The following is a 20,293-nucleotide window of genomic DNA, read 5'->3' as shown; positions in this document are numbered from 1 at the left end:
CCAACATGCGGAGCGTCCCCCTGCCCCCGGAGCGCCCCATGGCCGACCTGTCCGCCTTCCCGATCACGCAGCGCTGGCCCGCCGCCCATCCCGACCGGTTGCAGCTCTATTCGCTGAACACCCCCAACGGGGTGAAGGTCTCGATCATGCTGGAAGAGATCGGCCTGCCGTATGAGGCGCATTTCATCGACATCGGCAAGAACGAGAGCTGGACGCCGGAATATCTGTCGCTGAACCCGAACGGGAAGATTCCGGCCATCATCGATCCCGACGGTCCGGGCGGGACGCCGCTGGCCCTGTTCGAATCCGGAGCCATCCTGATCTATCTGGCCGAGAAGACCGGCAAGCTGCTGTCGGCCGATCCGGCGACCCGGTACCAGACCATCCAGTGGGTCATGTTCCAGATGGGGGCGATCGGCCCGATGTTCGGGCAGCTCGGCTTCTTCCACAAATTCGCGGGCCGGGCGTACGAGGACAAGCGTCCGCTGCAGCGCTACGTCGCGGAGTCGAAGCGGCTGCTGGGCGTGCTCGAGACGCGGCTCGAGGGGCGCGACTGGATCATGGACGACTATTCGATCGCCGATGTCGCCACCCTGGGCTGGGTGCGCAATCTGATCGGCTTCTACGAGGCGCGCGACCTGGTCGGATTTGACAGCCTGAAGACCGTCCCGGCCTGGCTGGAGCGCGGGCTGGCGCGGCCGGCGGTGCGGCGCGGGCTGGAGATTCCGGCCCGACCCTAGCGTTTGCGGAAGCGTTTGGCCTCGGCGGCCATGCCGGCGCCCCAGGGTTCGGGCGTCGTGTCCTCGGGCTGGAACGGCAGTTCGCCGGCGACGCCGCGCATGGCCAGGGCCAGGGGCAGGGCGAAATGGCCCAGCATGCGCAGCGGCTTGCGCCGGTCGTCCGCGACATCCCAGCCCTCGGCGGCGAAGGCGTCGAGCAGGTCGAAACCTTCAAGATGCTGGATGTCGTCCCAGTCGGCGGGCAGGGCGATGGCTTCCGCCGCCTCGACGGTCAGGCCGAAGGCGGCCTGGGCCGTCGCATCGATGTCGGGGAATTCCGCGCGCGCGTCCGGATCGGCATGGCGCGGTTTCATCAGCGCCTTCATCTCCAGATCGGCGACGCCGGGCAGGTCGAGCAGGCGGCGAAGTTTCGGGCGGCTGTTCATGGTCACGGCTTGAACCCGCGGTCGCGCCTATGTCAACGAACCCTAGCGAGGGTCGAAGGACCGGGTTTCCGTCAGGGGCGCGATGAACAGCCGGTCGCAGCGCTGGCGGTCGTCGGTCAGAGGGATCGCCTCGAACGCCTCGCCGGAGGCGTCGAGCACCTCGGCGGCCATGGCGTCGAACGCCGCCTCATGTCCGGATCGTCGGAACAGCACGACCCCGTCCTTGGCGTCGAGAACGCCGTAAGCCGGAGAACCTTCGAGGAGGGTGTCGAGATTGAGGGCCATGACAGGGCAATCCCCGAAACGGCCGAAGGTTCAATCGCGGGCGGAGAACCGGCCGGCGCCGGTCGGGCGGGATTGTCAGGGAAGGAATGGTGGACGCGACAGGGATTGAACCTGTGACCCCCTCGATGTCAACGAGGTGCTCTCCCGCTGAGCTACGCATCCGCCAAGACGGTTCCGGACAGGTCCGGAACGGGAAGGAGCGGTCTATAACCCCTTGAGGGCGCTGACCGCAAGGGCGAAACCAGGGCGATTCGATCTCATCATCGTGACCGCCCGCGGCGGATTTCAGGCCGCCGCCACCATGCGTTCGACTTCGCCCACGAGGTCGCGAAGGTGGACGGGCTTGGACAGGACCTTGGCCTGCGGGCTGGCCTGGGCGGCGCTGAGCGCCACGGCCGCGAAACCGGTGATGAACATGATGCGGATGCCGGGCTGGCGGGCGGCGGCGACGCGCGCCACCTCGATGCCGTCGGCGCCGGGCATGACGATGTCGGTCAGCAGCAGGTCCCACGGGCCCTGGTCGAGGGCGTCGATGGCGTCGTCGCCGTTCTCGCAGTCGACCACGGAATGGCCGGCCCGCTCCAGGGCGCGGGTCAGGAACCCGCGCAGGGAGTGGTCGTCCTCGGCCAGAAGAATGCGCGCCATGTGATTTTCGCCCCGGATCGTCTTTACGCCAAGCTAGGCCCGCACTGGTAAACCCGCCATGAAAATCAGCGGCATGCCACCGCCGTCCCCTGTGGATGACGCGCTGAAACAGGCTATGGCTGCGGCATGAATTCAGCAGACGGCAGCGGGGATCACGCGGACGACGGGGCCGGTTTCGCCCTGGTGCGGCCCGCCGCGCCCGGTCGGTTCGTCTTCGCCTCGCCCCATTCCGGCGGGCTGTACCCGGCCGACATGGGCGCCGATCCGGCTCTGCCCGAGGCCAGCCTGCGCAGCGCCGAGGACGCCCTCGTCGACCGGCTGATCGCGCCGGGCGCGGAGGGCGGCGCGGCGCTGGTGCTGGGGCGGCTGGGCCGGGCCTATGTCGATCTCAACCGCGATCCCGCCGATCTGGACCCGGCGCTGATCGAGGGGGCCGGCGCCGGCGCGGGGTCTCCGCGAACGGCGGCGGGCTATGGCGTCATCCCCCGGCTGAGCGGCGACGGACTTCCGCTGTACGCGCGCCGGCTGACGCTGGACGAGGCGCGCGAACGGATCGCCCGGGTGCACGCCCCCTATCACGCGGCGCTCGGCGAGCAGATGCAGGCGGCCCGGGCGCGGCGCGGCGAGGCGGTGCTGGTGGACTGGCATTCGATGCCCGCGCGGGCGACGCAGGCCGCCGGCGGCGCGCGGGGGCCCGACGTGGTGCTGGGCGACCGGCACGGATCGTCCTGTTCGGCGGACCTGACGCGGCGGCTGCGGCGGGCCTTTGAGGGGCTGGGCTGGCGGGTGGCGCTGAATCAGCCCTATGCGGGCGGCTGGACGACCCAGGCCTGGGGGCGGCCCGCCGAGGGGTTTCACGCCATCCAGATCGAACTGAACCGCGCCCTGTATTTCGACGAGGCGTCCCGGACCCCGTCCGCGGGCTGGTCCCGGACACAGAAGGGCGTCGCCCGGGTGATCGCGGGCTTGCTGGCCGACGACGTTTGACGCCTCTAGCCGACGGGCGGGGCGGGCGTCGGCGCTTGCGGCGCCGCCATCTCGTCGCAGCAGTCATCCTTGCAGCAGCAGCCGGCGATCGTGCCGGCGGCGGCGGCGCCGGCCACCAGCAGGACAGCGGCGCCGGCGGCGATGGCGAGTCTGGATCGAATGGTCATGATCGTCCCCTGTGCGATATCGACAGGAAACCTAGCACCGTCGCCCGCCGCGCGACAAAAAAAGCCGCGCCCGAAGGCGCGGCATTAAAGTCTTTAGGGAGGAAACGCCCAGGAAGGGCATGACGCCCGGAGGCGTCGAAAACCAAGCTAGTGTGCAGTGCACAAACCGTCAAGACGGTATTTCGCACCTGCGTTCACGCCGTGTAACGGTACGGTCGTTCCATGTGATCGACCTGTAACCGGTTTCCGGGGAAAAACTGTCCAGACGCAAGCGCATCTGCGAACAACCTTGGGCGTTCAGCGTCACGGCTCGAGCAATCGCCGCGCGCTGCGGATCGCGCGGGCGGCGGGGGACCCGGCCTGGCGCCAGACCAGCAGACAGAAGGCGGCGGCGACGCCGACGGCCAGCCACAGCGGTCCGAACAGCCAGGCCGCCGCCGCCAGGGCGAAATAATAGCCGCGCACGCCCTGGCTGAAGGCGCTGAGCGCGGGGTTCAGCAGGTTGGCCGCCGCATCGCCGAGCGCCACCCGGTCCGCCTCTGTGTGCACCTCGGGCGCCGCGCCGATCAGGGCCAGCGAGTAGTTCAGCTGGCGGATCGACCAGATGAAATCCAGCAGGCCACGGGCCAGGCAGACCAACACCAGGGCCAGCTTGGCCTCGAGCAACCGGGTCGGCACGTCTTCGGCGCCGACCGAGGCGAACCCCTGAAGCGCCTGCTCGCCGCCGAACAGGACGCTGGCCACCGCCGCGATCAGCAGCAGGTTGGTCGAGGCGAAAAAGCCTCCGGAATTGATGGTGTGGCCCAGCAACTGGCTGTCGACGAGGCGAATCTCGCGATGGGTCATGGCCGTCATCCACACCCGGCGGACGACCATCATGTCGTCGTTCAGCGTGCCGCTGCGCCGCGCCAGCAGGCCGAGCAGGGGGCCGTAGCCGAGCCAGCAGAGGATGAAGAGGCCGAGGGCCAGCCAGTCGAACAGGGTCATCGGAGGGTCCTCGTCATCCCCCCATGGTGGCGCGCGCGGCCCCGGCGCTCAAGCCGCGAGTGACCGCGGCGCCGGCGCCAGGGCCAAAGCATGCTCCGCCTTGCTTCGGGCGCCGTGCACGCCTATCACGCCCGCCACTTCGTATCGCACTGCACCATAATCGAGCGCGCCATGAATATCGACGCCATCCCCGTCGGCCCCAACCCGCCCTGGGACGTCAATGTCATCATCGAGATCCCGCAGGGCGGCCTGCCGGTGAAGTACGAGATGGACAAGGCGTCGGGCGCCCTGTTCGTCGACCGCTTCCTGCACACGGCGATGTACTATCCGGGCAACTACGGCTTCATCCCGCACACCCTGTCGGACGACGGCGATCCCTGCGACGTGATCGTGCTGAACCCGACGCCGGTGGTGCCGGGCTGCATCATCCGCTCGCGCCCGATCGGCGTGCTGAAGATGGAAGACGAGGCCGGCGGCGACGAGAAGATCCTSGCCGTGCCSGTCGACAAGCTGAACCCCTACTACACCGACATCGCCAGCTACCGGCAGCTCCCGGCCATYCTGGTCGAGCAGATCGAGCATTTCTTCACCCGCTACAAGGACCTGGAGAAGAACAAGTCGGTGACGGTGAAGGGCTGGGGCGACGCCGGCGAGGCCGCCGAACTGATCGCCGCGGGCATGCGCGCGCACCAGGCCAAGCTGAAGTCGAAAGCGGCCAACGCGGCGTAATCGTCGTCTCTCTCCCCTTTATGGGGAGGGTGGTCGCGAAGCGACCGGGTGGGGAACGGCTGACACACCCACCCTGTCGTCGCTTCGCACCGACATCCCTCCGCATAAAGGGAGGGAGAACGCTTCCCCTCTCCGCTCGCTGCGCTATGTGTCGCCCATGGCCGCCGCCGAAACCCCCGCCGACATCTTCAAGCGCGCGCTCGCCCATGCGNGGGGGGGGGGGGATGTCAGACGCACCCCACCCGGCCGCTTCGCGGCCACCCTCCCCATAAAGGGGAGGGAGAACGCTTCCCCTCTCCGCTCGCTGCGCTATGTGTCGCCCATGGCCGCCGCCGAAACCCCCGCCGACATCTTCAAGCGCGCGCTCGCCCATGCGGCGCGGGCGCTGGCCGAGCAGTCCGAGCTTGAGGTCACGTTCGGTTCGGACGGGCCGAAACTGGCCAACGGCGTCCTGACCCTGCCGCATCCGCCGCGCGATCCCGGCGCGACCGGCAACGCCGCCCTGCGAGGCCAGGCCGACCGGCTGGCGCTGCGCCTGGCCAATCACGACGAAGGCCTGCACGCCCGGCTGCGGCCCGTGGACACGCGCGCCGCCGAGGTGTTCGAGGCCGTGGAACAGGCTCGCGTCGAGGCCGTCGGCTCGACCGCCCTCGCCGGGGTCCGGGCCAATATGAGCGCGGCCCTGCTGACCCGTCTGGAGAAGATGGGGGCCCTGCGCGTCACCGAGGCCGAGCGGGTCCCGGTGGCCGAGGCCGTGGCCCTGCTGGTGCGCGAGCGCCTGACCGGCCAGCGCGCGCCCGACGGCGCCGGCGCCATGCTGGATCTCGTGCGCACGAGCATCGAGGACAGGGCCGGGGCGAAGCTGAACGCCCTGGCGGCGGCAGCCGGCAACCAGGCGATGTTCGCCGAGCGGCTGAAGGACGTGTTGCGGGCGCTGGACCTTGATCCCGGCGACGGGCGCGGCGACGACGCCTCGGACAATCAGGGCGACGAGGAGCCCCCGCAGGACCCCGACGCCGCCGACGACCAGGACGAGGAGGAGGACGCCGGCGGCGGCGAGGGCCAGTCGATGGACGGCTCGGCCGACGACAGGGCCGAGGGCGAGGACCGCGACAGCCGCCCGGACGGCGCGCCCGGTGATCCCGACGGCGAGGCCTCGGACAACGGCCCCGACGTCAACGAAGGCTCCCTGCCCAACCGCCAGCAGACCGCCGACGACGGCCGCGCCATCGACGCCTATCGGGTGTTCACGACCGCCTTCGATGAAGTGGTCGACGCCGCCGACCTGTGCGACCCCAACGAGCTGGAKCGGCTGCGSGCCCTGCTGGACCAGCAGCTGACGGCCCTGTCGTCGGTGGTGTCGCGSCTSGCCAACAAGCTGCAGCGCCGGYTSATGGCGCAGCAGAACCGCAGCTGGCATTTCGATCTCGAGGAGGGGGTGCTGGACACCGCCCGCCTGACCCGGATCATCACYGACCCGACCAGCCCSCTGAGCTTCGATCTCGAGGAGGGGGTGCTGGACACCGCCCGCCTGACCCGGATCATCACTGACCCGACCAGCCCGCTGAGCTTCAAGGCCGAGAGCGAGAGCCCCTTCCGCGACACGGTGGTGACCCTGCTGCTGGACAATTCCGGCTCGATGCGCGGGCGGCCGATCATGGTCGCGGCGGTGTGCGCCGACATCCTGGCGCGGACGCTGGAGCGCTGCGGGGTCAAGGTCGAGATCCTCGGCTTCACCACCCGGGCGTGGAAGGGCGGCCAGTCGCGCGAGGCGTGGATCACGGCCGGCAAGCCCGCCAATCCGGGCCGTCTGAACGACCTGCGCCACATCATCTACAAGTCCGCCGACGCGCCGTGGCGGCGGGCCAAGAAGAGCCTCGGCCTGATGATGCGCGAGGGGCTGCTGAAGGAAAACATCGACGGCGAGGCCCTGACCTGGGCCCACGAACGGCTGCTGGCCCGCACCGAGTCGCGCCGCATCCTGATGGTCATCTCGGACGGGTCGCCGGTCGACGATTCCACCCAGTCGGCCAATGCCGCCCTGTATCTGGACAAGCACCTGCGCCAGATCATCGCCGAGATCGAGACCCGTTCGCCGGTCGAGCTGATGGCCATCGGCATCGGCCACGACGTGACCCGCTGGTATCGCCGCGCCGTGACCATCGTCGATGTCGAACAGCTGGCCGGGGCCATGGTCGAAAACCTGGCCGCCCTGTTCGACGCCGAGCCCAAGGCCGTCTCGGCGGGCCGCCGCCGGAAGGCCGCGTGAGGCGGCTCGCCGCCGTCGTCCTGACATGGCTGCTGGGCGCCTGCGCGGGCGCGGGTGCGGTTTCCGAACCCTGGCGAGGCACCGCCGGCGGCTGGACCCCGATTGCCGCCGAAATCCGCCCCATCGGGCTGGGCGCGCCCGGCGGCGTCCGGCTGGCTCCGGGCGTGCGGTTCGCCGGTGGACTTCAGATCGTCGCGCCCAGGGGCGACCGGTTGCACGGCCTGTCAGACCTGAAGCTGGTGGACGGAGACTTCATCGCCGTCACGGATGCGGGGGATCTGGTGCGTGGGCGGCTGGGGTTCGATCGGCGGGGTCGGCTGGCGGGCCTGTCCGGTCTGCGTCTGCGAGGCCTGACCGCCGAAGACGGGCGCGGCTTCCCGAGCAAGGCCGACGGCGACGCCGAAAGCCTGGCGATCACGGCGGACGGCGATCTGCTCGTCGGTTTCGAACAGAGGCCGCGCCTGTGGTCCTATGGCCCGCTCGACGGCCTGCGAGACCGTCCCTCTCCGCGGGCGGTTCCGCCCGTCCCGCCCGGAAACGACGGCCTGGAAGCGCTGGCGGCCGGACCGGACGGCCTGCGCGCCGCCGCGGAGGGCGGTGGAGTCTGGGATTGCGCGCCCCTGCGATGCGTCGAGGTCGTCGCGCCGCCGGCGACGCCGCCTGCAATCGCCGACTGGCGCATCACCGGCATGGACCGCGACCCGGCGGGCGGCGGCTGGTTCGTCGTCGAGCGCCTGTACCGCGCGCCGTTCGACATGCGCGCGCGCCTGCGCCGCATGGACGCGTCAGGCCGGCCGGGCCCCGTGCTGGCGACCCTCGGCCTGCCGTCAACGACCGATAATTTCGAGGGCGTGGCGGCGACGGCGGGCGTGTCAGGGACGCGCCTCTACATCCTGTCGGACGATAACGACAATCCGCGGCAGCGGACCCTGCTGCTGGCCTTCGACGTCGAGCCCGCCGTTACGCCCTAGCCGACCGGCGGAGTCCGGGCGCCCTGCATCTGGCGCAACATTTCGCGGCTGTCGGCGCGATCCTCGCCGCTCTGGACCACGCTGCGGCAAATCCGACGGCCGAAGCGCGATCCGGTCACCGGCTCGGTCCGGCAGACCTGCGTCGGTTGGGCCTGCTCCGCGACGACGCTTGCGCCCGAGGGCGCCGGAGCGGCTTCGGCTGCGGTCGCCGCGACGGGCGCCGGCGCGACCGCGGGGGTCCGGGCTGGAGGTGTCTGCTGCGACAAGACGAGCGAGGCCAGCAAGGCGACGGGGAACGGCACACGGCTCTCCTGTGAAACTTCGGGCCTATAATGCCAACGGGGCGGCGGATCGCAACCCGTACGTGCGGTCAGACCTTTTCGCTGATCCTGATCGCCACACGGCAACCGGCCTTTATGACCGCGCTCAGCAGACCATAGCCAGGCGCCTCGCGGGCCCCGTGGTCCACGGCGTGATCGTGGTGCGCCAGCTCCTCGTCCCGGAAAACAGACAGCTCCGCCGCCAACGCGGGATCGCTCTCGCGCAGCTCGGCGATCTGGTCGGCGTAGTGTTCCTCGATGACGCTCTCGACCGCCTCGGTGCAGGCGTGGGCGGCCTTTTCGCCCATCAGGGCCGTGCCGGTCCCCAGGGCCAGGGCGGCCAGGCGCCAGACCGGGGTCATCGCCGTGGGCCGCACCCGTTCGGCGTTCAGCAGGGCGTCGAAGCGCGCCAGATGCACCGCCTCCTGGGCCTGCATCCCGCCCGTATCGGCGACCAGCGCCGCCTTGCCCGCGCGGCCCTCGAACACGGCCTTCTGGGCCCGATAGATGTGGACGGCGGCGTATTCGCCCGCGTGATCGACGCGCAGGATTTCGGCCCGGCGACGGCGGCTCGCGCCCCGTCCCGGCCGGGCCAGAGGAATGCGCCGACCGGTCGTGGAATCCGCTACGGGAGGTTCAGGTTCGAGGCGCTCTGGCATCCTTGGGCCTCTTTGCGGCGAGCAGGCTGAAGATGGCGAGGGCCGCCGAGATCAGGGCGTTCCATCCTGCCATCGACAGGCCGAGGAACCGCCATGTCACCGTGTCGCAGAAGACCGGCGCCTCGATCGGTCCGGCGCCGAGGGCGAGCGCGGCCAGGCTTTCGAGATTGACGTCTCCCCCGCCGGCGCAGGTCGCGGGCAGTTCCCACCACTTCATCTCACCGCCCATGTGGAAGACGGCGGTGATCGTCCCGGTGGCGAAGACGACGGCCAGCAGGAAGGCGGCGATGCGGGGCGTGCCGCGGCTGCCGCGGCTGATGACGTGCCAGAGGGTGGCGGTCAGGGCGATGACGACGGCGCCCCAGTAGACCTCGCGCTGCTTGAGACACAGGTTGCACGGCGCCAGGCCGGCGAACCGCTCGAACGCATGCGCCGCGCCCAGCAGCGCCAGCGAGGCGGCGAGGGCGAAGGCGGTCCACCACCGCGTCAGGAGTCGATAAAGGCGTCTCATCGGACGACGTTCATAGCCGCGCCGGAACGCCGCGTCGATGAGGCTCGCTCGATCAGAGAAGCTTGACCGCCACGATGGCGCCGACGAGCACCACCAGGCCGATGATGCTCCACATCGCCAGCCGCTTCTCGACCATCGCCAGCATGGCCGGGCCCCAGCGCTTGAGGATGAAGGCCTCGGCATAGAAGCGCGCGCCCCGGGTCACGACGCACAGCGCCACGAACAGGGGAAAGTTGAACTGGAAGATGCCCGAGGCGATGGTGATCAGCTTGAACGGGATGGGCGTAAGGCCCTTGATCAGGATCACCCAGGCCCCGTGTTTCTGGAACAGGGCCTTGGACGCCTCGAAGGTGTCGGCCTTGCCCAGCCACGTCAGGATCATCATCCCGACATCGGTGAGGAAATAGCCGATCGCATAGCCCAGCACGGCGCCCAGCACCGACGCCACGGTGCAGACGGTCGCATAGAAATAGGCCCGATCCGGCCGGGCCAGGATCATCGGCGCCAGCATCACGTCGGGCGGAATGGGGAAGAAGGAACTCTCGGCGAACGAAACCGCGGCCATGGCCGGCGTGGCGTGTTTGCTGCGGGCCAGGGCGAAGACCCAGTCGTAGAGCTTGCGGAGCATGGAATTCCTTCGGCGGCGGCCGGACCGGTCGCCTCTAGCAGGCGGCGTGGACCGGCGCACCTGCCGAAACAGGCCGTTATTCGCGATCGCGGCGAAGGGTCGCTATAGAGGCCGGCTTCCCGCCCCTCCCCAGGATGGACCTTCCCATGCGCTATCTGCACACCATGGTCCGGGTCACGGACCTTGACGCCTCGCTGCGATTCTACCGCGACCTGCTGGGTCTGGTGGAGACGCGCCGGATGGAGAACGAGGCCGGGCGCTACACCCTGGTCTTCCTCGCGGCCCCCGCCGACCGGACGCGCGCGGAGGCCGAGCGGTCGCCCGAGGTCGAACTGACCTTCAACTGGGACCCCCAGCCGTATGACGGCGGGCGCAATTTCGGCCATCTGGCCTATCGGGTGGATGACATCTACGCCGCCTGCCGGACGCTGATGGACGGGGGCGTGGTGATCAACCGGCCGCCGCGCGACGGCAATATGGCCTTCGTCCGCTCGCCCGACGGCATCTCCATCGAACTGCTGCAGGAAGGCGCGCCCCTGGCCCCCGCCGAGCCCTGGGCCTCCATGCCGAACACCGGCAGCTGGTGACCGTGCGGACCCTGATCGCCGTCATCGCCGCGGCCGGGACGCTGGCGGCCTGCGCCTCCACCTCCGAGACCTATCCGTCGCGCACGGCGACGGAACAGCTGCTGGTCGCGCGCGCCGCCGACCGCGCGGTCGAGGGCCTGACCCTGCCGATCCCGGCGGGATCGCGGGTCTTCGTCGACGCCGCCTTCTTCCAGGCCGAGAACGCCGCCTATGCGGTCAGCGCCATCCGCGGCGCCCTGTCCGAGGCGGGCTACGCGCTTGCCCCGTCCAGGGTCGAGGCCGACGCGGTGTTCGAACTGCGCGCCGGGGCGCTGTCGCTGGAACAGATGCGCCGCGTCTTCGGCCTGCCCGAGATGCGCGTGCCGATCAACGACAGCTTCAACGTCGTCTCGGTGCCCGAACTGTCGCTCTACAGCCAGCGCGATCGCGTCGGCGTCGCCGAGTTCTCGGGCTTCCTCTACGAACCCCGGACGGGCGCGCCGCTGGGGGCGGTCGTACCGATGACGGGCGAGTACCGCATCCGCAGCCACAAACTGCTGATGATCGCCGCCTGGGGCCAGCAGAGCGTCGAACCCGGCGAACGCGACCCCGGCGACAGCTGGCGGCAGTTCTAGAGACCAAGGCTTGCGCCCCGCGCGGTGACCGGAGATGGTCGCGGGCTCAGTGTTCCGGGGGTTCCCATGCGCCGTCTGCTCGTCTCGTCCGCCGCCGCCTTCGCCCTGCTGGCGGGGACGCCCGCCCTGGCGCAGGACCCCCACGCCGGCCACGCCGGGCATGCGGTCCCGGTCCCGGCGCAGAGCGAGGACGCCCGGCTGGCGGCCTTCTTCGAACAGGCCTTCCAGGAGCGGGTCGCGCTGAGCCCGCAGACCATGACCTCGCTGGGGCTCAAGACCGGCTACGACAGGCTGGACGACGCCACCGACGCCGCGTCCGATCGCCAGCTGGCCCTGGCCGAGAGCCAGCTGGTGCGGCTGAACGACGAATTCAATCCGCGGACCCTGAGCCCCGAAAGCCGGGTGTCGTGGCGGCTGTTCGAATACGGGGTCGAGCAGGCGCGGCTGTCGAACCGCTGGCGCGACTGGAATTATCAGTTCGCGGCCAACGGCAATCCCACCACGGGTCTGCCGGTCTTCATGATCAACAACCACCGCGTCGGCGACGTGTCCGACGCCGAAGCCTATGTGGCCCGGCTGCGCGACGCCGGGCGGGTCATGGACGAGATTTCCGCCGAGCTGCGCGACCGGGCGTCGAAGGGGATCATCTCGCCGAATTTCGTGTTCGAGCCGTCGATCGCCAACACCCGCAACATCATCGCCGGCGCGCCCTTCGACGGCGGCGCCGACAATCCGGTCTGGGCCGATTTCCAGAAGAAGGTCGGCGCGCTGGACGCCGACCAGGCGACGAAGGACCGGCTGCTGGCCGAGGGGCGCGAAGCCCTGACCGGCGAGTGGAAGCGTGGCTATGACGGGGTGCTGTCGGCCCTGGCCGAGGTGCAGGTCCAGGCCGCGGCCATGCCGGACCGGGACGGCGGCGTCTGGCGGCTGCCGGACGGGGAGGCCTTCTACAACGCCCGTCTGCAGCTCTCGACGACCACCGACCTGACGGCGGACCAGATTCACGAGATCGGTCTGGCCGAGGTGGCGCGGCTGCAGGGCGAGATGCAGACCATCATGACCCAGGTCGGCTTCACCGGCTCGCTGCAGGAGATGTTCGCCTTCCTCAAGACGGATCCGCGCTTCCAGTATCCGAACACGCCCGAGGGCAAGGAGCAGTATCTGACCGACTCGCGGGCCTTCATCGCCCAAGTGATGGAGGCCGCGCCGCGCTGGTTCCACGACCTGCCCGAGGCGGCGCTGGAGGTGCGGTCGGTCGAGCCGTGGCGCGAGGCGACGGCCTCGGTCGCCTTCTACAATTCGCCGGCTCCCGACGGGTCGCGGCCCGGCATCTACTACGTCAACCTGTCGGACATGACCCAGGTGCTGAAGCCCCAGATCGAGGCCATCAGCTATCACGAGGGCGCGCCGGGCCATCACTTCCAGATCGCCTACGCCCAGGAGATGGAGAGCCTGCCGCGCTTCCGCCGGTTCGGGGGTTACGGCGCCTACGCCGAAGGCTGGGGGCTCTACGCGGAGCGCCTCGGCAAGGAGCTGGGCTTCTACCCGGATCCGTATTCCGACTTCGGCCGGCTGTCGCTGGAGCTGTGGCGGTCGGTGCGGCTGGTCACGGACACCGGCCTGCATGCGAAGCGCTGGAGCCGCGAACAGGCCATTGAATATTTCCAGCGGAACTCGCTGCTGAGCGAGCGCGACATCGTCAAGGAGGTCGAGCGCTATCTGACCAATCCGGGTCAGGCGACCAGCTACAAGATCGGCGAGCTGAAGATCATGGAGCTGCGCCGGCGGGCGCAGGCGGCGCTCGGATCACGCTTCGACATCCGGGATTTCCACGCCGTCGTCCTGGGCTCGGGCTCGGTGCCGCTGGAGGTGCTGGAGGACCAGATCGACGCCTGGATCGCGGCCGGGGGCGGGGCGCCCGCCGCCTGAGACGCGGCGCGGCCCTTGGTCGCGTTGGCGGAACCATGGCCCCGCCCCAACTCTACCGTCTGAACCGTGAATGGAGACGCCGATGCCGCTCTTGATGTGCCCGAACGACAACGCCGCCATGCAGACGCTGGAACGGGGCGGCGTGCAGTTCGACATGTGCCCCAGTTGCCGGGGCGTCTGGCTGGACCGGGGCGAGCTGGAGAAGCTGATGGCCTCGGCGACGGAAGAGGGCCGCGCGTCAGCGCCCCAGGCCGCGCCGCCGCAGCAGCCATCCTATCCGCCGCAACAGCCCGCGCCCCAGCCCTGGGGCGCGCAACCGGCGTACCGCGACGAACGGTATCGCAGCCGCGACGATGACGACCACCGCTACAGGAAAAAGAAGCGGGACAGCATTTTCGACATCTTCGACTGAGGTCTAGGCGGCCAGGCCGGCGGCCCTCATCAGGCCCTTCAGCGGGGCGAGGACCTCGGGCGTGGACGACAGGGTCGCGCGCGATTCCGGGGCGCGGAACAGCCTGACGGCCTCGGCCTTGGCCCGGTCCGCCGCGGGCCCGAGAGGCGCGGTCTCGCCGGCCGCCAGCCGCAGCAGAACCGACAGCTTCTGAGGCAGGGGCGCGGGCGACCGCGCCAGCATCATCACGATCTTCGCCTCGCTCTCGACCGCGCCGCCGACGGCGCCTATGGCCGCCGAAATCTGGGTGTCGTCGCGCTCGGTCAGGCCGCAGCCGTGCACCGCCCGTTGCAGGCCGGCGAGGACGCCCAGCTTCTGCGCCGCGGTCTGGCCGACCGCGGCGGCGCGCATCTCGGTTTCGAACCGCAGGGAGCCGACGCAGGCCGACAGCCAGCGGGCCGCCGAGCGCTTGTTGGCGGTGCCGGTCACGTTCTCGCACAGCCGGGTCAGGGCCTCGGCCTCGCACAGCACCGTGGTGCACGGCTTGACATAGGCGGCCACGAAATCGGCGGTGACGATCGCCTTGGAGCGCTCGTTGAACGCGTTCTGAACCTCTTCAAGGGTGAGCAGGCGGCCGGCCGTGACGGTCAAGGCCATGGCGAGGGTGCGCAGGATGTCGATCTCGCCCGCGGCGTCGTTGGGGCGCAGGCGACGCGGGCTCATCAGCTCGCGCAGCACCATCCGGGCGAGGGCGGCCGCCAGCAGCGGGAATTCCCCGGCCTCCAGCCGCGCGCCGAGGCGGGCGGCGGGCCCCTCGACGTTCGGAACCTGCAGGGCCATCCGGACGTCCTGGCGGATCAGGGCGGCGATCTCGTTGGGAGCGACCATCCGCACCACGGCCGCCAGCGAGGCGCCCTGATCGAGCGCGGGCCCGAGGATGTCCGTCAGATTGGTGCGCGCCGCCAGCATTTCGCACAGGATCTGTTCGATCGGCACCAGCACCATGGCGCGGGGCGGACCCTCCATGGGCGCGCGCTCGGCCAGATCCATCAGGCGATCCAGCCGCGCGCGGCCGCCGCGGACCCCGATCACCGCGCCCGACACCACTCCGCCCATGATGAAGGCCCGGTCAGCCTGGCCCGCCAGCCGGTGCGCCAGGTCGGCGATCGAGCAATCCTCCAGACTGGGGAACTGTCCGCGCCGGCCCGCGGCGATGACCCGTTCGATCGCCCCGTCGGCCAGCTTCTGATAGTGGCGCACCAGATCGTGCACCGGCTGGCCCACGGCCTGGCTCTCGGGCACGGCGACCTTCTGGATGGCGTGCTGCAGCTCCACCCCCGAAGCCTCCAGCTTCTCGGCCAGGTCGGGACGGTGCAGCAGTTCGAACGCCGTCACGCCCTGACGCCCGAGCCAGTCCTCGAGCACCCGGCCGATCAACTCGCGGGACTGGGACGTATAGAAGTCCTGCGGTCCATTGCAGCGCGGACCGCTCTGGCCATCGGGCACCACCCGCTTGTGCCTCACCTCGGGCGCGCCACGGGTCAGCAGGGTCAGGCTGGCGAACTCCATGGTGTCGGGATCAAGGGTTTCCCGGGTCACCCGCACCGCCGCCGCGCGGCTGTCGGCCAGCATGTCTTCCGCCGTCTGCACCGCGATCGTGCGGTCTTCCGTGGCCATCTGGAGCGTCCAGGGCGCGGGAGCCGTCTTTCGGATATAAACTTCGTAGTGGACGGAGCCGGCCATCAAAACGCTCTTACTGTTCGCCTCCATGATGGCGCCAAGGCTTTAAGGCAGGGTTTCGTTGTGGATCATGATCGCGCGCCCCATCTTCTGGCCCGCGGCCGCTGTTGTCGGGTTTTTGGTCGACCGGCGCCGAACAATGATGGATTAGAACGGTAACGCTTGCCGTGCGTTGAGACTGCGAACGAAGAGTCTGCAAGGAGACCGCCTTTGGCCAACATCACCCTGGTCGACGACGACGAGAACATCGTCGCCTCCGTCTCGCTGGCGCTGGAAAGCCACGGTCACAAGATCACGGCGTACCACGATGGGGCCGCCGGGCTGGAGGCGCTGGAGGCCAATCCCCCGGATCTGGCCATCCTGGACGTCAAGATGCCCCGCATGGACGGGATGGAAGTCTTGCGCCGCCTGCGCCAGACCTCGCAGATCCCGGTCATCATGCTGACCTCGCGCGACGAGGAGATCGACGAAATCCTGGGCTTCAACCTCGGCGCCGACGACTACATCCACAAGCCGTTCAGCCAGCGTCTGCTGATCGAGCGGGTCAAGGCCCTGCTGCGCCGGACCGGCGCGGACGGCGGCGAGCCCGAGCCCTCGGGCGAGAATTCGGCCAAGGCCATCAAGCGCGGCAAGCTGTCGATGGACCCGGCCCGCCACGAGAGCACCTGGGAGGGCAAGCCGGTCAAGCTGACCGTCACCGAGTTCCTGCTGCTCCAGGCCCTGGCCCAGCGCCCGGGCTTCGTGAAGAGCCGCGACAACCTGATGGACGCCGCCTACGACGATCAGGTCTATGTCGACGACCGCACCATCGACAGCCACGTCAAACGCATGCGGAAGAAATTCCGGGTGGTCGACCCCGAGTTCGACGCCATCGAGACCCTGTATGGCGTCGGATACCGCTATCGCGAAAGCTGATCCGCTCCCGTCGGGAGACGACGAACCGCGCCGCCCGCTGAAACGCTTCGGGGGGTCGCGGCTCGGCGGCCTGATCCTGGCCCTGAATCTGCTCAGCCTGCTGATCCTGTTCGTCGGCGCCCTGTTGCTGAACGAGTGGAAACGCGGCCTGATCGAGGCGCGGCAGGAAACCCTGGTCGCCCAGGCCGAGCTGCTGGCCAATGTGCTGGCGGACAAGGAATACACGGTCGGCGTGCCGACGCCGCAGTTCAACGTCGAGAAGGCGCCCCTGCTGCTGCGGGACAACTTCATCCCCGCGGGCCAGCGCGCGCGGCTGTTCGATATCGACGGCCTGCTGGTCGCCGACAGCTATGCGGTGACCGAGGTCATTCCCGGACAGCCCCTGCCGCCCGCCCGCCCCGCCGGCACGCCGGCGCCGGCGGTCGATCCCGCGCTCGAGGCCCGCAGCGGGGCCGATGTGGAGCGGGCCCGGGCGGCCCTCGCCGCCGAGGTCGAGGCGGCGCTGGACGGTCAGGTCCAGTCCACCGTGCGCCGCTCCGAGAGCGGCGACCGGGTGGTGTCGGTCTCCATCCCCGTACGCCATGTGCAGCAGGTGCTGGGGGTGCTGACGCTGGAGGCCGGCGACGTCGACGAGACCCTGGACGCCCAGCGCCGCGCCCTGATGCCCTTCGCCCTCGTGGCCCTGGCGGTGAATCTGCTGGGGTCTCTGCTGCTGCACCTGTTCGTGGCCCGTCCGGTCATGCGCCTGTCGGCGGCGGCGGACGAGGTCCGGCTGCAGCGCGCCCGCGCCATCTCCCTGCCCGATCTGGAGGGCCGCAAGGACGAGATCGGCGACCTCGCCCGCTCGCTGGAGACCATGACCGAGACCCTGTCCGACCGCATGGACGCCATCGAACGCTTCGCCGCCGACGTCTCGCACGAGATCAAGAACCCCCTGACGTCGATTCGTTCGGCGCTGGAGACCCTGCCGCTGGTCAGAACGGAGGCCCAGCGCGAGAAGCTGACGGGCCTGCTGCAACAGGATGTGCGGCGGCTGGACCGGCTGATCACCGACATCTCCAACGCCTCGCGGCTGGACGCCGAACTGGCCCGGGACCGGCCCCGGACGCTGGATCTCACCACCCTGCTGAGCGAGATCGTGGGCGTCTATGAGGCGGGCCGGAAGGCCGGCGAGCCGCGCATCGCCTTTGAAGCCTCGACCGGCGATCACACCCTGGTCGTGGGCCGCGACGGACCGCTGGGGCAGGTGTTCCGGAACCTGATCGACAACGCGCGGTCGTTCAGCCCGCCGGACGGCGTGGTGCGGGTGACGCTGTCCCGCGATCCGGCCGACCCCGACCGCCCCGCCCGCGTGCATATCGACGACGACGGCCCCGGGATTCCGCCCGATAACCTCGAGACCGTCTTCCAGCGATTCTACACCTCCCGGCCCAAGGGCACGGCCTTCGGAGCCAATTCCGGCCTCGGCCTGTCGATCGCCCGCCAGATCGTCGAGGCCCACGGCGGCCGCATCCGGGCCGAAAATCGCGCGGACGCGGGCGGGGCGATCACGGGCGCGCGCTTCGAGGTCGCCCTGCCGCTGGCGGCCGGCCGGCGCGGATGAGCGGCCAGCCCCTGCACGGCACGGTCGTGGCGCGCTGGGCCCCGGCCCACGGCTGGCGCGGCGTCCTGATCACCGGTCCGTCCGGCGCGGGCAAGAGCGACCTCGCCCTGCGCCTGATCGGGCGGGGCTGGCGGCTGGTGGCCGATGACTACGCCCACGTCGTCGCCTCGGGCGGGGCCCTCTATGCGACCTGCCCGACGGCGATCGAGGGCCGCATCGAGGCGCGGGGCGTGGGCGTCGTTCCGGCCAGCGCCCTCGGCCTGGTGCGGCTCGTGCTGGCCGTGGAGCTGTCCGCGGAGCCGATCGAACGCCTGCCCGAGGCGGCCGGGAGCGTCATCGGGGGCGTGCGGCTGCCGCTCGTCCGGCTGTGCGGTTTCGAGTCGTCGGCGGTCGAAAAGGTCACACTCCTGACCAGGCCGCTTTAACCCGAGGCGGAGTTGGGCTATTCCGCCCGGCTTGCGGCGTGCTCAAGGGCCGTCGGACGCGGGGCGCGAGCTTTGGTAATGCCTTCATGATCGGGCTGGTGATTGTCACCCACGGGGGACTGGCCTCGGAATTCCTTGCGGCGATGGAGCACGTCGTGGGCCCCCAGCGCGGGGTCGCGGCCATCTGCATCGGTCCCGAGGACGACATGGAGCGCCGCCGGCGCGACATCGTCGATGCGGCCAACGCCGTCAACGACGGGGACGGCGTCATCCTGCTGACCGACATGTTCGGCGGCACGCCGTCCAACCTGGCCATTTCGGTGATGGAGGAGACCCGCGCCGAGGTCATCGCCGGTCTGAACCTGCCGATGCTGATCAAACTGGCCAGCGTGCGCGGCCGCGAACCGCTGGAAGCCTGCGTGGCCCACGCCCAGGACGCCGGCCGCAAATATATCTCGGTGGCCAGCTGGGTGCTCCAGGGCGAGAAGTGACGGCGATGTCGGGCACGTTCACCGCCACGGCCAACATCTGCAACACGCGCGGCCTCCACGCCCGCGCCTCGGCCAAATTCGTCAAACTGGCGTCCAGCTTCGACGCCGAGATCCATGTCACCCGCGACGGGGTGACGGTGAACGCCCTGTCGATCATGGGCCTGCTGATGCTGGGGGCCGGCAACGGCTGCGGCATCGAGATCGTCGGCGAGGGCGCGGAGGCCGAGGCCGCCGTGGCCGCTCTCGCCGACCTCGTCGAACGGAAGTTCGACGAGGACCAGTAGGTCAGTCCTCGGGCGAGGCCTGGACCGCCCCGATGTGGTCGACGCCGCGCCGCTCCGCGATCTCCACCTGCTTCGCCCGCTCGAGATATCGCGCCCGGTCGGCCCCGGTGCGCGTATCGGCGCAGCGCTCGCAGCTGACCCCTTCCACATAACGCGGCGAGGTCCGGCCTTCCGCGCTGACCGGCATGCGGCAGCCCCGGCACAGGGTGTGGCTGCCCGGCGTCAGGCCGTGGCCGACCGCGACGCGCTCATCGAAGACGAAGCATTCGCCACGCCACAGGCTTTCGGCCTCGGGCGTCATCTCCAGATAGCGCAGGACGCCGCCCTCCAGATGGAAGACGTCCCGGACGCCCTCGGCCTTGAGGAAGGCGGTCGCCTTCTCGCAGCGGATGCCGCCGGTGCAGTACATGGCGACCTTCGGCGGATCGGGCCGGTCCAGCAGCGCCCGCCCCTCGGTGCGGAACCAGTCCGGGAAGTCGCGGAAGCCGCGCGTATTGGGCTGGACCGCCCCCTCGAAGGCGCCGACGGCGGCCTCATAGTCGTTGCGGGTGTCGATGACGATCACGCCGGGATCGCGGATCAGGGCGTTCCAGTCCCCGGGTGCGACATAGGTCCCGGCGTCGGCGGGATCGAGGCCTGGCTGGCCCATGGTCACGATCTCGGGCTTGATCCGCACCTTCATGCGGTGGAAGGGCATGGCCGCCGCCGTGGCGTATTTGACGTCGAGGTCGGCGAAGCCGGGCAGGGCGCGAATGCCCGCCAGCACGCGCTCGATCGCCGCTTCAGGACCCGCGATGGTGCCGTTCAGGCCTTCATGGGCGACCAGCAGGGTGCCGCGCAAATCGGGGCGGCAAAGCGCCTCGAGCCGGTCCCGAACGGCTTCGCAGTCCATGATGGCCGCGAACCGGTAGAGGGCGGCCACCGTCACCGGCCCGGGGGAGCGCACAGGAGCTGAACGGGCGGACTGGGTCATGTCGACAGTGCGGGTGCC

25 protein-coding genes and 1 tRNA gene are annotated in these 20,293 nt (G+C 70.1%); 14 read left to right on the top strand and 12 right to left on the bottom strand.

The genetic code is table 11. The annotated features are described in order from the left end of the window. Positions 1–38 precede the first annotated feature (38 nt). Positions 39–740, top strand: coding sequence for a glutathione S-transferase N-terminal domain-containing protein (locus tag ASD25_RS06850; protein ID WP_055826869.1), 702 nt, complete (start codon positions 39–41; stop codon positions 738–740). Here ASD25_RS06850 and ASD25_RS06845 read toward each other — a convergent pair. The 4 genes from ASD25_RS06845 to cpdR all read right to left on the bottom strand — a co-directional run bounded on the left by ASD25_RS06845 (position 737) and on the right by cpdR (position 2,095). Then, on the bottom strand, positions 737–1,165 hold the full coding sequence (locus tag ASD25_RS06845) for a hypothetical protein (protein WP_055826872.1): 429 nt from the start codon (positions 1,163–1,165) through the stop codon (positions 737–739). The genes ASD25_RS06850 and ASD25_RS06845 overlap by 4 nt on opposite strands. Before the next feature lie 42 nt (positions 1,166–1,207). Next, complete coding sequence (locus tag ASD25_RS06840; protein WP_055826875.1) at positions 1,208–1,450, bottom strand: hypothetical protein; 243 nt, start codon at positions 1,448–1,450, stop codon at positions 1,208–1,210. A gap of 87 nt (positions 1,451–1,537) precedes the next feature. Continuing rightward, positions 1,538–1,612, bottom strand: a tRNA-Val gene (locus ASD25_RS06835). Between the two features lie 123 nt (positions 1,613–1,735). Continuing rightward, positions 1,736–2,095: a cell cycle two-component system response regulator CpdR gene (gene cpdR, locus ASD25_RS06830; RefSeq protein WP_055826880.1), complete on the bottom strand. Its 360-nt coding sequence runs from the start codon at positions 2,093–2,095 to the stop codon at positions 1,736–1,738. 126 nt (positions 2,096–2,221) lie between these two features. Here cpdR and ASD25_RS06825 point away from each other — a divergent pair, with 126 nt between their 5' ends. Further along, positions 2,222–3,082, top strand: coding sequence for an N-formylglutamate amidohydrolase (locus ASD25_RS06825; RefSeq protein ID WP_055826883.1), 861 nt, complete (start codon positions 2,222–2,224; stop codon positions 3,080–3,082). 5 nt (positions 3,083–3,087) lie between these two features. Here the strand turns inward: ASD25_RS06825 and ASD25_RS30220 are convergent, their stop codons facing one another. After that, positions 3,088–3,249 (bottom strand): hypothetical protein, encoded by a 162-nt coding sequence (locus ASD25_RS30220; protein ID WP_156376871.1) that lies wholly within the window; start codon positions 3,247–3,249, stop codon positions 3,088–3,090. 303 nt (positions 3,250–3,552) lie between these two features. Continuing rightward, positions 3,553–4,236, bottom strand: a complete 684-nt coding sequence (locus ASD25_RS06820; protein ID WP_055826889.1) for a DUF599 domain-containing protein — start codon at positions 4,234–4,236, stop codon at positions 3,553–3,555. Between the two features lie 171 nt (positions 4,237–4,407). On the opposite strand from ASD25_RS06820, the gene ppa reads away from it, so the two are divergent. From ppa to ASD25_RS06805, 3 genes are all read left to right on the top strand, one after another. Then, positions 4,408–4,965 carry an inorganic diphosphatase gene (gene ppa, locus ASD25_RS06815; protein ID WP_055826892.1) on the top strand — a complete coding sequence of 186 codons (558 nt, stop codon included), beginning with the start codon at positions 4,408–4,410 and terminating at the stop codon, positions 4,963–4,965. Between the two features lie 322 nt (positions 4,966–5,287). Further along, positions 5,288–7,234 (top strand): cobalt chelatase, encoded by a 1,947-nt coding sequence (locus tag ASD25_RS06810; RefSeq protein WP_056615634.1) that lies wholly within the window; start codon positions 5,288–5,290, stop codon positions 7,232–7,234. Beyond that, complete coding sequence (locus ASD25_RS06805; RefSeq protein ID WP_055826895.1) at positions 7,231–8,205, top strand: esterase-like activity of phytase family protein; 975 nt, start codon at positions 7,231–7,233, stop codon at positions 8,203–8,205. The genes ASD25_RS06810 and ASD25_RS06805 overlap by 4 nt, the downstream gene beginning before the upstream one ends. On the opposite strand, the gene ASD25_RS06800 is transcribed toward ASD25_RS06805, so the two are convergent. The 4 genes from ASD25_RS06800 to ASD25_RS06785 form a co-directional block, all read right to left on the bottom strand. Then, complete coding sequence (locus ASD25_RS06800) at positions 8,202–8,507, bottom strand: hypothetical protein (RefSeq protein ID WP_055826898.1); 306 nt, start codon at positions 8,505–8,507, stop codon at positions 8,202–8,204. The two genes, ASD25_RS06805 and ASD25_RS06800, sit on opposite strands and share 4 nt — an antisense overlap. A 68-nt stretch (positions 8,508–8,575) precedes the next feature. Beyond that, positions 8,576–9,184, bottom strand: coding sequence for a demethoxyubiquinone hydroxylase family protein (locus ASD25_RS06795; RefSeq protein ID WP_055826901.1), 609 nt, complete (start codon positions 9,182–9,184; stop codon positions 8,576–8,578). Further along, on the bottom strand, positions 9,162–9,695 hold the full coding sequence (locus tag ASD25_RS06790; RefSeq protein WP_055826903.1) for a disulfide bond formation protein B: 534 nt from the start codon (positions 9,693–9,695) through the stop codon (positions 9,162–9,164). The genes ASD25_RS06795 and ASD25_RS06790 overlap by 23 nt, the downstream gene beginning before the upstream one ends. Positions 9,696–9,747: 52 nt before the next feature. Further along, positions 9,748–10,323: a YqaA family protein gene (locus ASD25_RS06785; RefSeq protein WP_055826907.1), complete on the bottom strand. Its 576-nt coding sequence runs from the start codon at positions 10,321–10,323 to the stop codon at positions 9,748–9,750. Between the two features lie 146 nt (positions 10,324–10,469). Here ASD25_RS06785 and ASD25_RS06780 point away from each other — a divergent pair, with 146 nt between their 5' ends. From ASD25_RS06780 to ASD25_RS06765, 4 genes are all read left to right on the top strand, one after another. Further along, entirely contained in the window at positions 10,470–10,910 is a 441-nt protein-coding gene (locus ASD25_RS06780; protein ID WP_055826910.1) for a VOC family protein, read from the top strand. Next, positions 10,907–11,524, top strand: a complete 618-nt coding sequence (locus ASD25_RS06775; RefSeq protein WP_055826913.1) for a DUF6655 family protein — start codon at positions 10,907–10,909, stop codon at positions 11,522–11,524. The genes ASD25_RS06780 and ASD25_RS06775 overlap by 4 nt, the downstream gene beginning before the upstream one ends. A gap of 66 nt (positions 11,525–11,590) precedes the next feature. Continuing rightward, on the top strand, positions 11,591–13,453 hold the full coding sequence (locus ASD25_RS06770) for a DUF885 family protein (RefSeq protein WP_055826916.1): 1,863 nt from the start codon (positions 11,591–11,593) through the stop codon (positions 13,451–13,453). Positions 13,454–13,535: 82 nt separating this feature from the next. Continuing rightward, complete coding sequence (locus ASD25_RS06765; RefSeq protein ID WP_055829590.1) at positions 13,536–13,865, top strand: zf-TFIIB domain-containing protein; 330 nt, start codon at positions 13,536–13,538, stop codon at positions 13,863–13,865. A 3-nt stretch (positions 13,866–13,868) separates the two neighbouring features. Here ASD25_RS06765 and ASD25_RS06760 read toward each other — a convergent pair whose 3' ends face one another. Further along, on the bottom strand, positions 13,869–15,587 hold the full coding sequence (locus ASD25_RS06760; protein WP_055826920.1) for a hypothetical protein: 1,719 nt from the start codon (positions 15,585–15,587) through the stop codon (positions 13,869–13,871). Between the two features lie 207 nt (positions 15,588–15,794). Between ASD25_RS06760 and ASD25_RS06755 the strand changes: the two genes are divergently transcribed. The 5 genes from ASD25_RS06755 to ASD25_RS06735 all read left to right on the top strand — a co-directional run bounded on the left by ASD25_RS06755 (position 15,795) and on the right by ASD25_RS06735 (position 19,302). Beyond that, positions 15,795–16,499: a response regulator transcription factor gene (locus tag ASD25_RS06755; RefSeq protein ID WP_055826923.1), complete on the top strand. Its 705-nt coding sequence runs from the start codon at positions 15,795–15,797 to the stop codon at positions 16,497–16,499. Further along, positions 16,468–18,102 carry a stimulus-sensing domain-containing protein gene (locus tag ASD25_RS06750; protein WP_055826926.1) on the top strand — a complete coding sequence of 545 codons (1,635 nt, stop codon included), beginning with the start codon at positions 16,468–16,470 and terminating at the stop codon, positions 18,100–18,102. Before ASD25_RS06755 ends, ASD25_RS06750 begins: the two co-directional genes overlap by 32 nt. Next, the gene (locus ASD25_RS06745) at positions 18,099–18,527 is read left to right on the top strand and encodes an HPr kinase/phosphorylase (RefSeq protein WP_055826929.1); all 429 of its coding nucleotides are present in this window, start codon (positions 18,099–18,101) and stop codon (positions 18,525–18,527) included. Before ASD25_RS06750 ends, ASD25_RS06745 begins: the two co-directional genes overlap by 4 nt. Positions 18,528–18,613: 86 nt before the next feature. Then, positions 18,614–19,018 carry a PTS sugar transporter subunit IIA gene (locus tag ASD25_RS06740; RefSeq protein ID WP_055826931.1) on the top strand — a complete coding sequence of 135 codons (405 nt, stop codon included), beginning with the start codon at positions 18,614–18,616 and terminating at the stop codon, positions 19,016–19,018. 5 nt (positions 19,019–19,023) lie between these two features. Further along, positions 19,024–19,302: an HPr family phosphocarrier protein gene (locus ASD25_RS06735; RefSeq protein WP_055826935.1), complete on the top strand. Its 279-nt coding sequence runs from the start codon at positions 19,024–19,026 to the stop codon at positions 19,300–19,302. Position 19,303: 1 nt separating this feature from the next. On the opposite strand, the gene ASD25_RS06730 is transcribed toward ASD25_RS06735, so the two are convergent. Then, the gene (locus ASD25_RS06730) at positions 19,304–20,275 is read right to left on the bottom strand and encodes a rhodanese-related sulfurtransferase (protein ID WP_055826938.1); all 972 of its coding nucleotides are present in this window, start codon (positions 20,273–20,275) and stop codon (positions 19,304–19,306) included. Between the last annotated feature and the right edge of the window lie 18 nt (positions 20,276–20,293).

It is taken from the genome of Brevundimonas sp. Root1423, from assembly GCF_001426805.1.
The sequence above is the reverse complement of the archived record's forward strand: the minus strand, read 5'-3'. Positions and strand labels throughout refer to the sequence as shown.

Coding starts and splice junctions, on each gene's coding strand:
- cpdR (WP_055826880.1), bottom strand. CDS start 2,095: ATGGCGCGCATTCTTCTGGCCGAGGACGACCACTCCCTGCGCGGGTTC.
- ASD25_RS06785 (WP_055826907.1), bottom strand. CDS start 10,323: ATGCTCCGCAAGCTCTACGACTGGGTCTTCGCCCTGGCCCGCAGCAAA.
- ASD25_RS06760 (WP_055826920.1), bottom strand. CDS start 15,587: ATGGCCGGCTCCGTCCACTACGAAGTTTATATCCGAAAGACGGCTCCC.
- ASD25_RS06770 (WP_055826916.1), top strand. CDS start 11,591: ATGCGCCGTCTGCTCGTCTCGTCCGCCGCCGCCTTCGCCCTGCTGGCG.
- ASD25_RS06750 (WP_055826926.1), top strand. CDS start 16,468: ATGGCGTCGGATACCGCTATCGCGAAAGCTGATCCGCTCCCGTCGGGA.
- ASD25_RS06735 (WP_055826935.1), top strand. CDS start 19,024: ATGTCGGGCACGTTCACCGCCACGGCCAACATCTGCAACACGCGCGGC.
- ASD25_RS30220 (WP_156376871.1), bottom strand. CDS start 3,249: ATGACCATTCGATCCAGACTCGCCATCGCCGCCGGCGCCGCTGTCCTG.
- ASD25_RS06845 (WP_055826872.1), bottom strand. CDS start 1,165: ATGAACAGCCGCCCGAAACTTCGCCGCCTGCTCGACCTGCCCGGCGTC.
- ASD25_RS06765 (WP_055829590.1), top strand. CDS start 13,536: ATGCCGCTCTTGATGTGCCCGAACGACAACGCCGCCATGCAGACGCTG.
- ASD25_RS06825 (WP_055826883.1), top strand. CDS start 2,222: ATGAATTCAGCAGACGGCAGCGGGGATCACGCGGACGACGGGGCCGGT.
- ASD25_RS06790 (WP_055826903.1), bottom strand. CDS start 9,695: ATGAGACGCCTTTATCGACTCCTGACGCGGTGGTGGACCGCCTTCGCC.
- ASD25_RS06840 (WP_055826875.1), bottom strand. CDS start 1,450: ATGGCCCTCAATCTCGACACCCTCCTCGAAGGTTCTCCGGCTTACGGC.
- ASD25_RS06795 (WP_055826901.1), bottom strand. CDS start 9,184: ATGCCAGAGCGCCTCGAACCTGAACCTCCCGTAGCGGATTCCACGACC.
- ASD25_RS06740 (WP_055826931.1), top strand. CDS start 18,614: ATGATCGGGCTGGTGATTGTCACCCACGGGGGACTGGCCTCGGAATTC.
- ASD25_RS06730 (WP_055826938.1), bottom strand. CDS start 20,275: ATGACCCAGTCCGCCCGTTCAGCTCCTGTGCGCTCCCCCGGGCCGGTG.
- ASD25_RS06745 (WP_055826929.1), top strand. CDS start 18,099: ATGAGCGGCCAGCCCCTGCACGGCACGGTCGTGGCGCGCTGGGCCCCG.
- ASD25_RS06850 (WP_055826869.1), top strand. CDS start 39: ATGGCCGACCTGTCCGCCTTCCCGATCACGCAGCGCTGGCCCGCCGCC.
- ASD25_RS06820 (WP_055826889.1), bottom strand. CDS start 4,236: ATGACCCTGTTCGACTGGCTGGCCCTCGGCCTCTTCATCCTCTGCTGG.
- ASD25_RS06780 (WP_055826910.1), top strand. CDS start 10,470: ATGCGCTATCTGCACACCATGGTCCGGGTCACGGACCTTGACGCCTCG.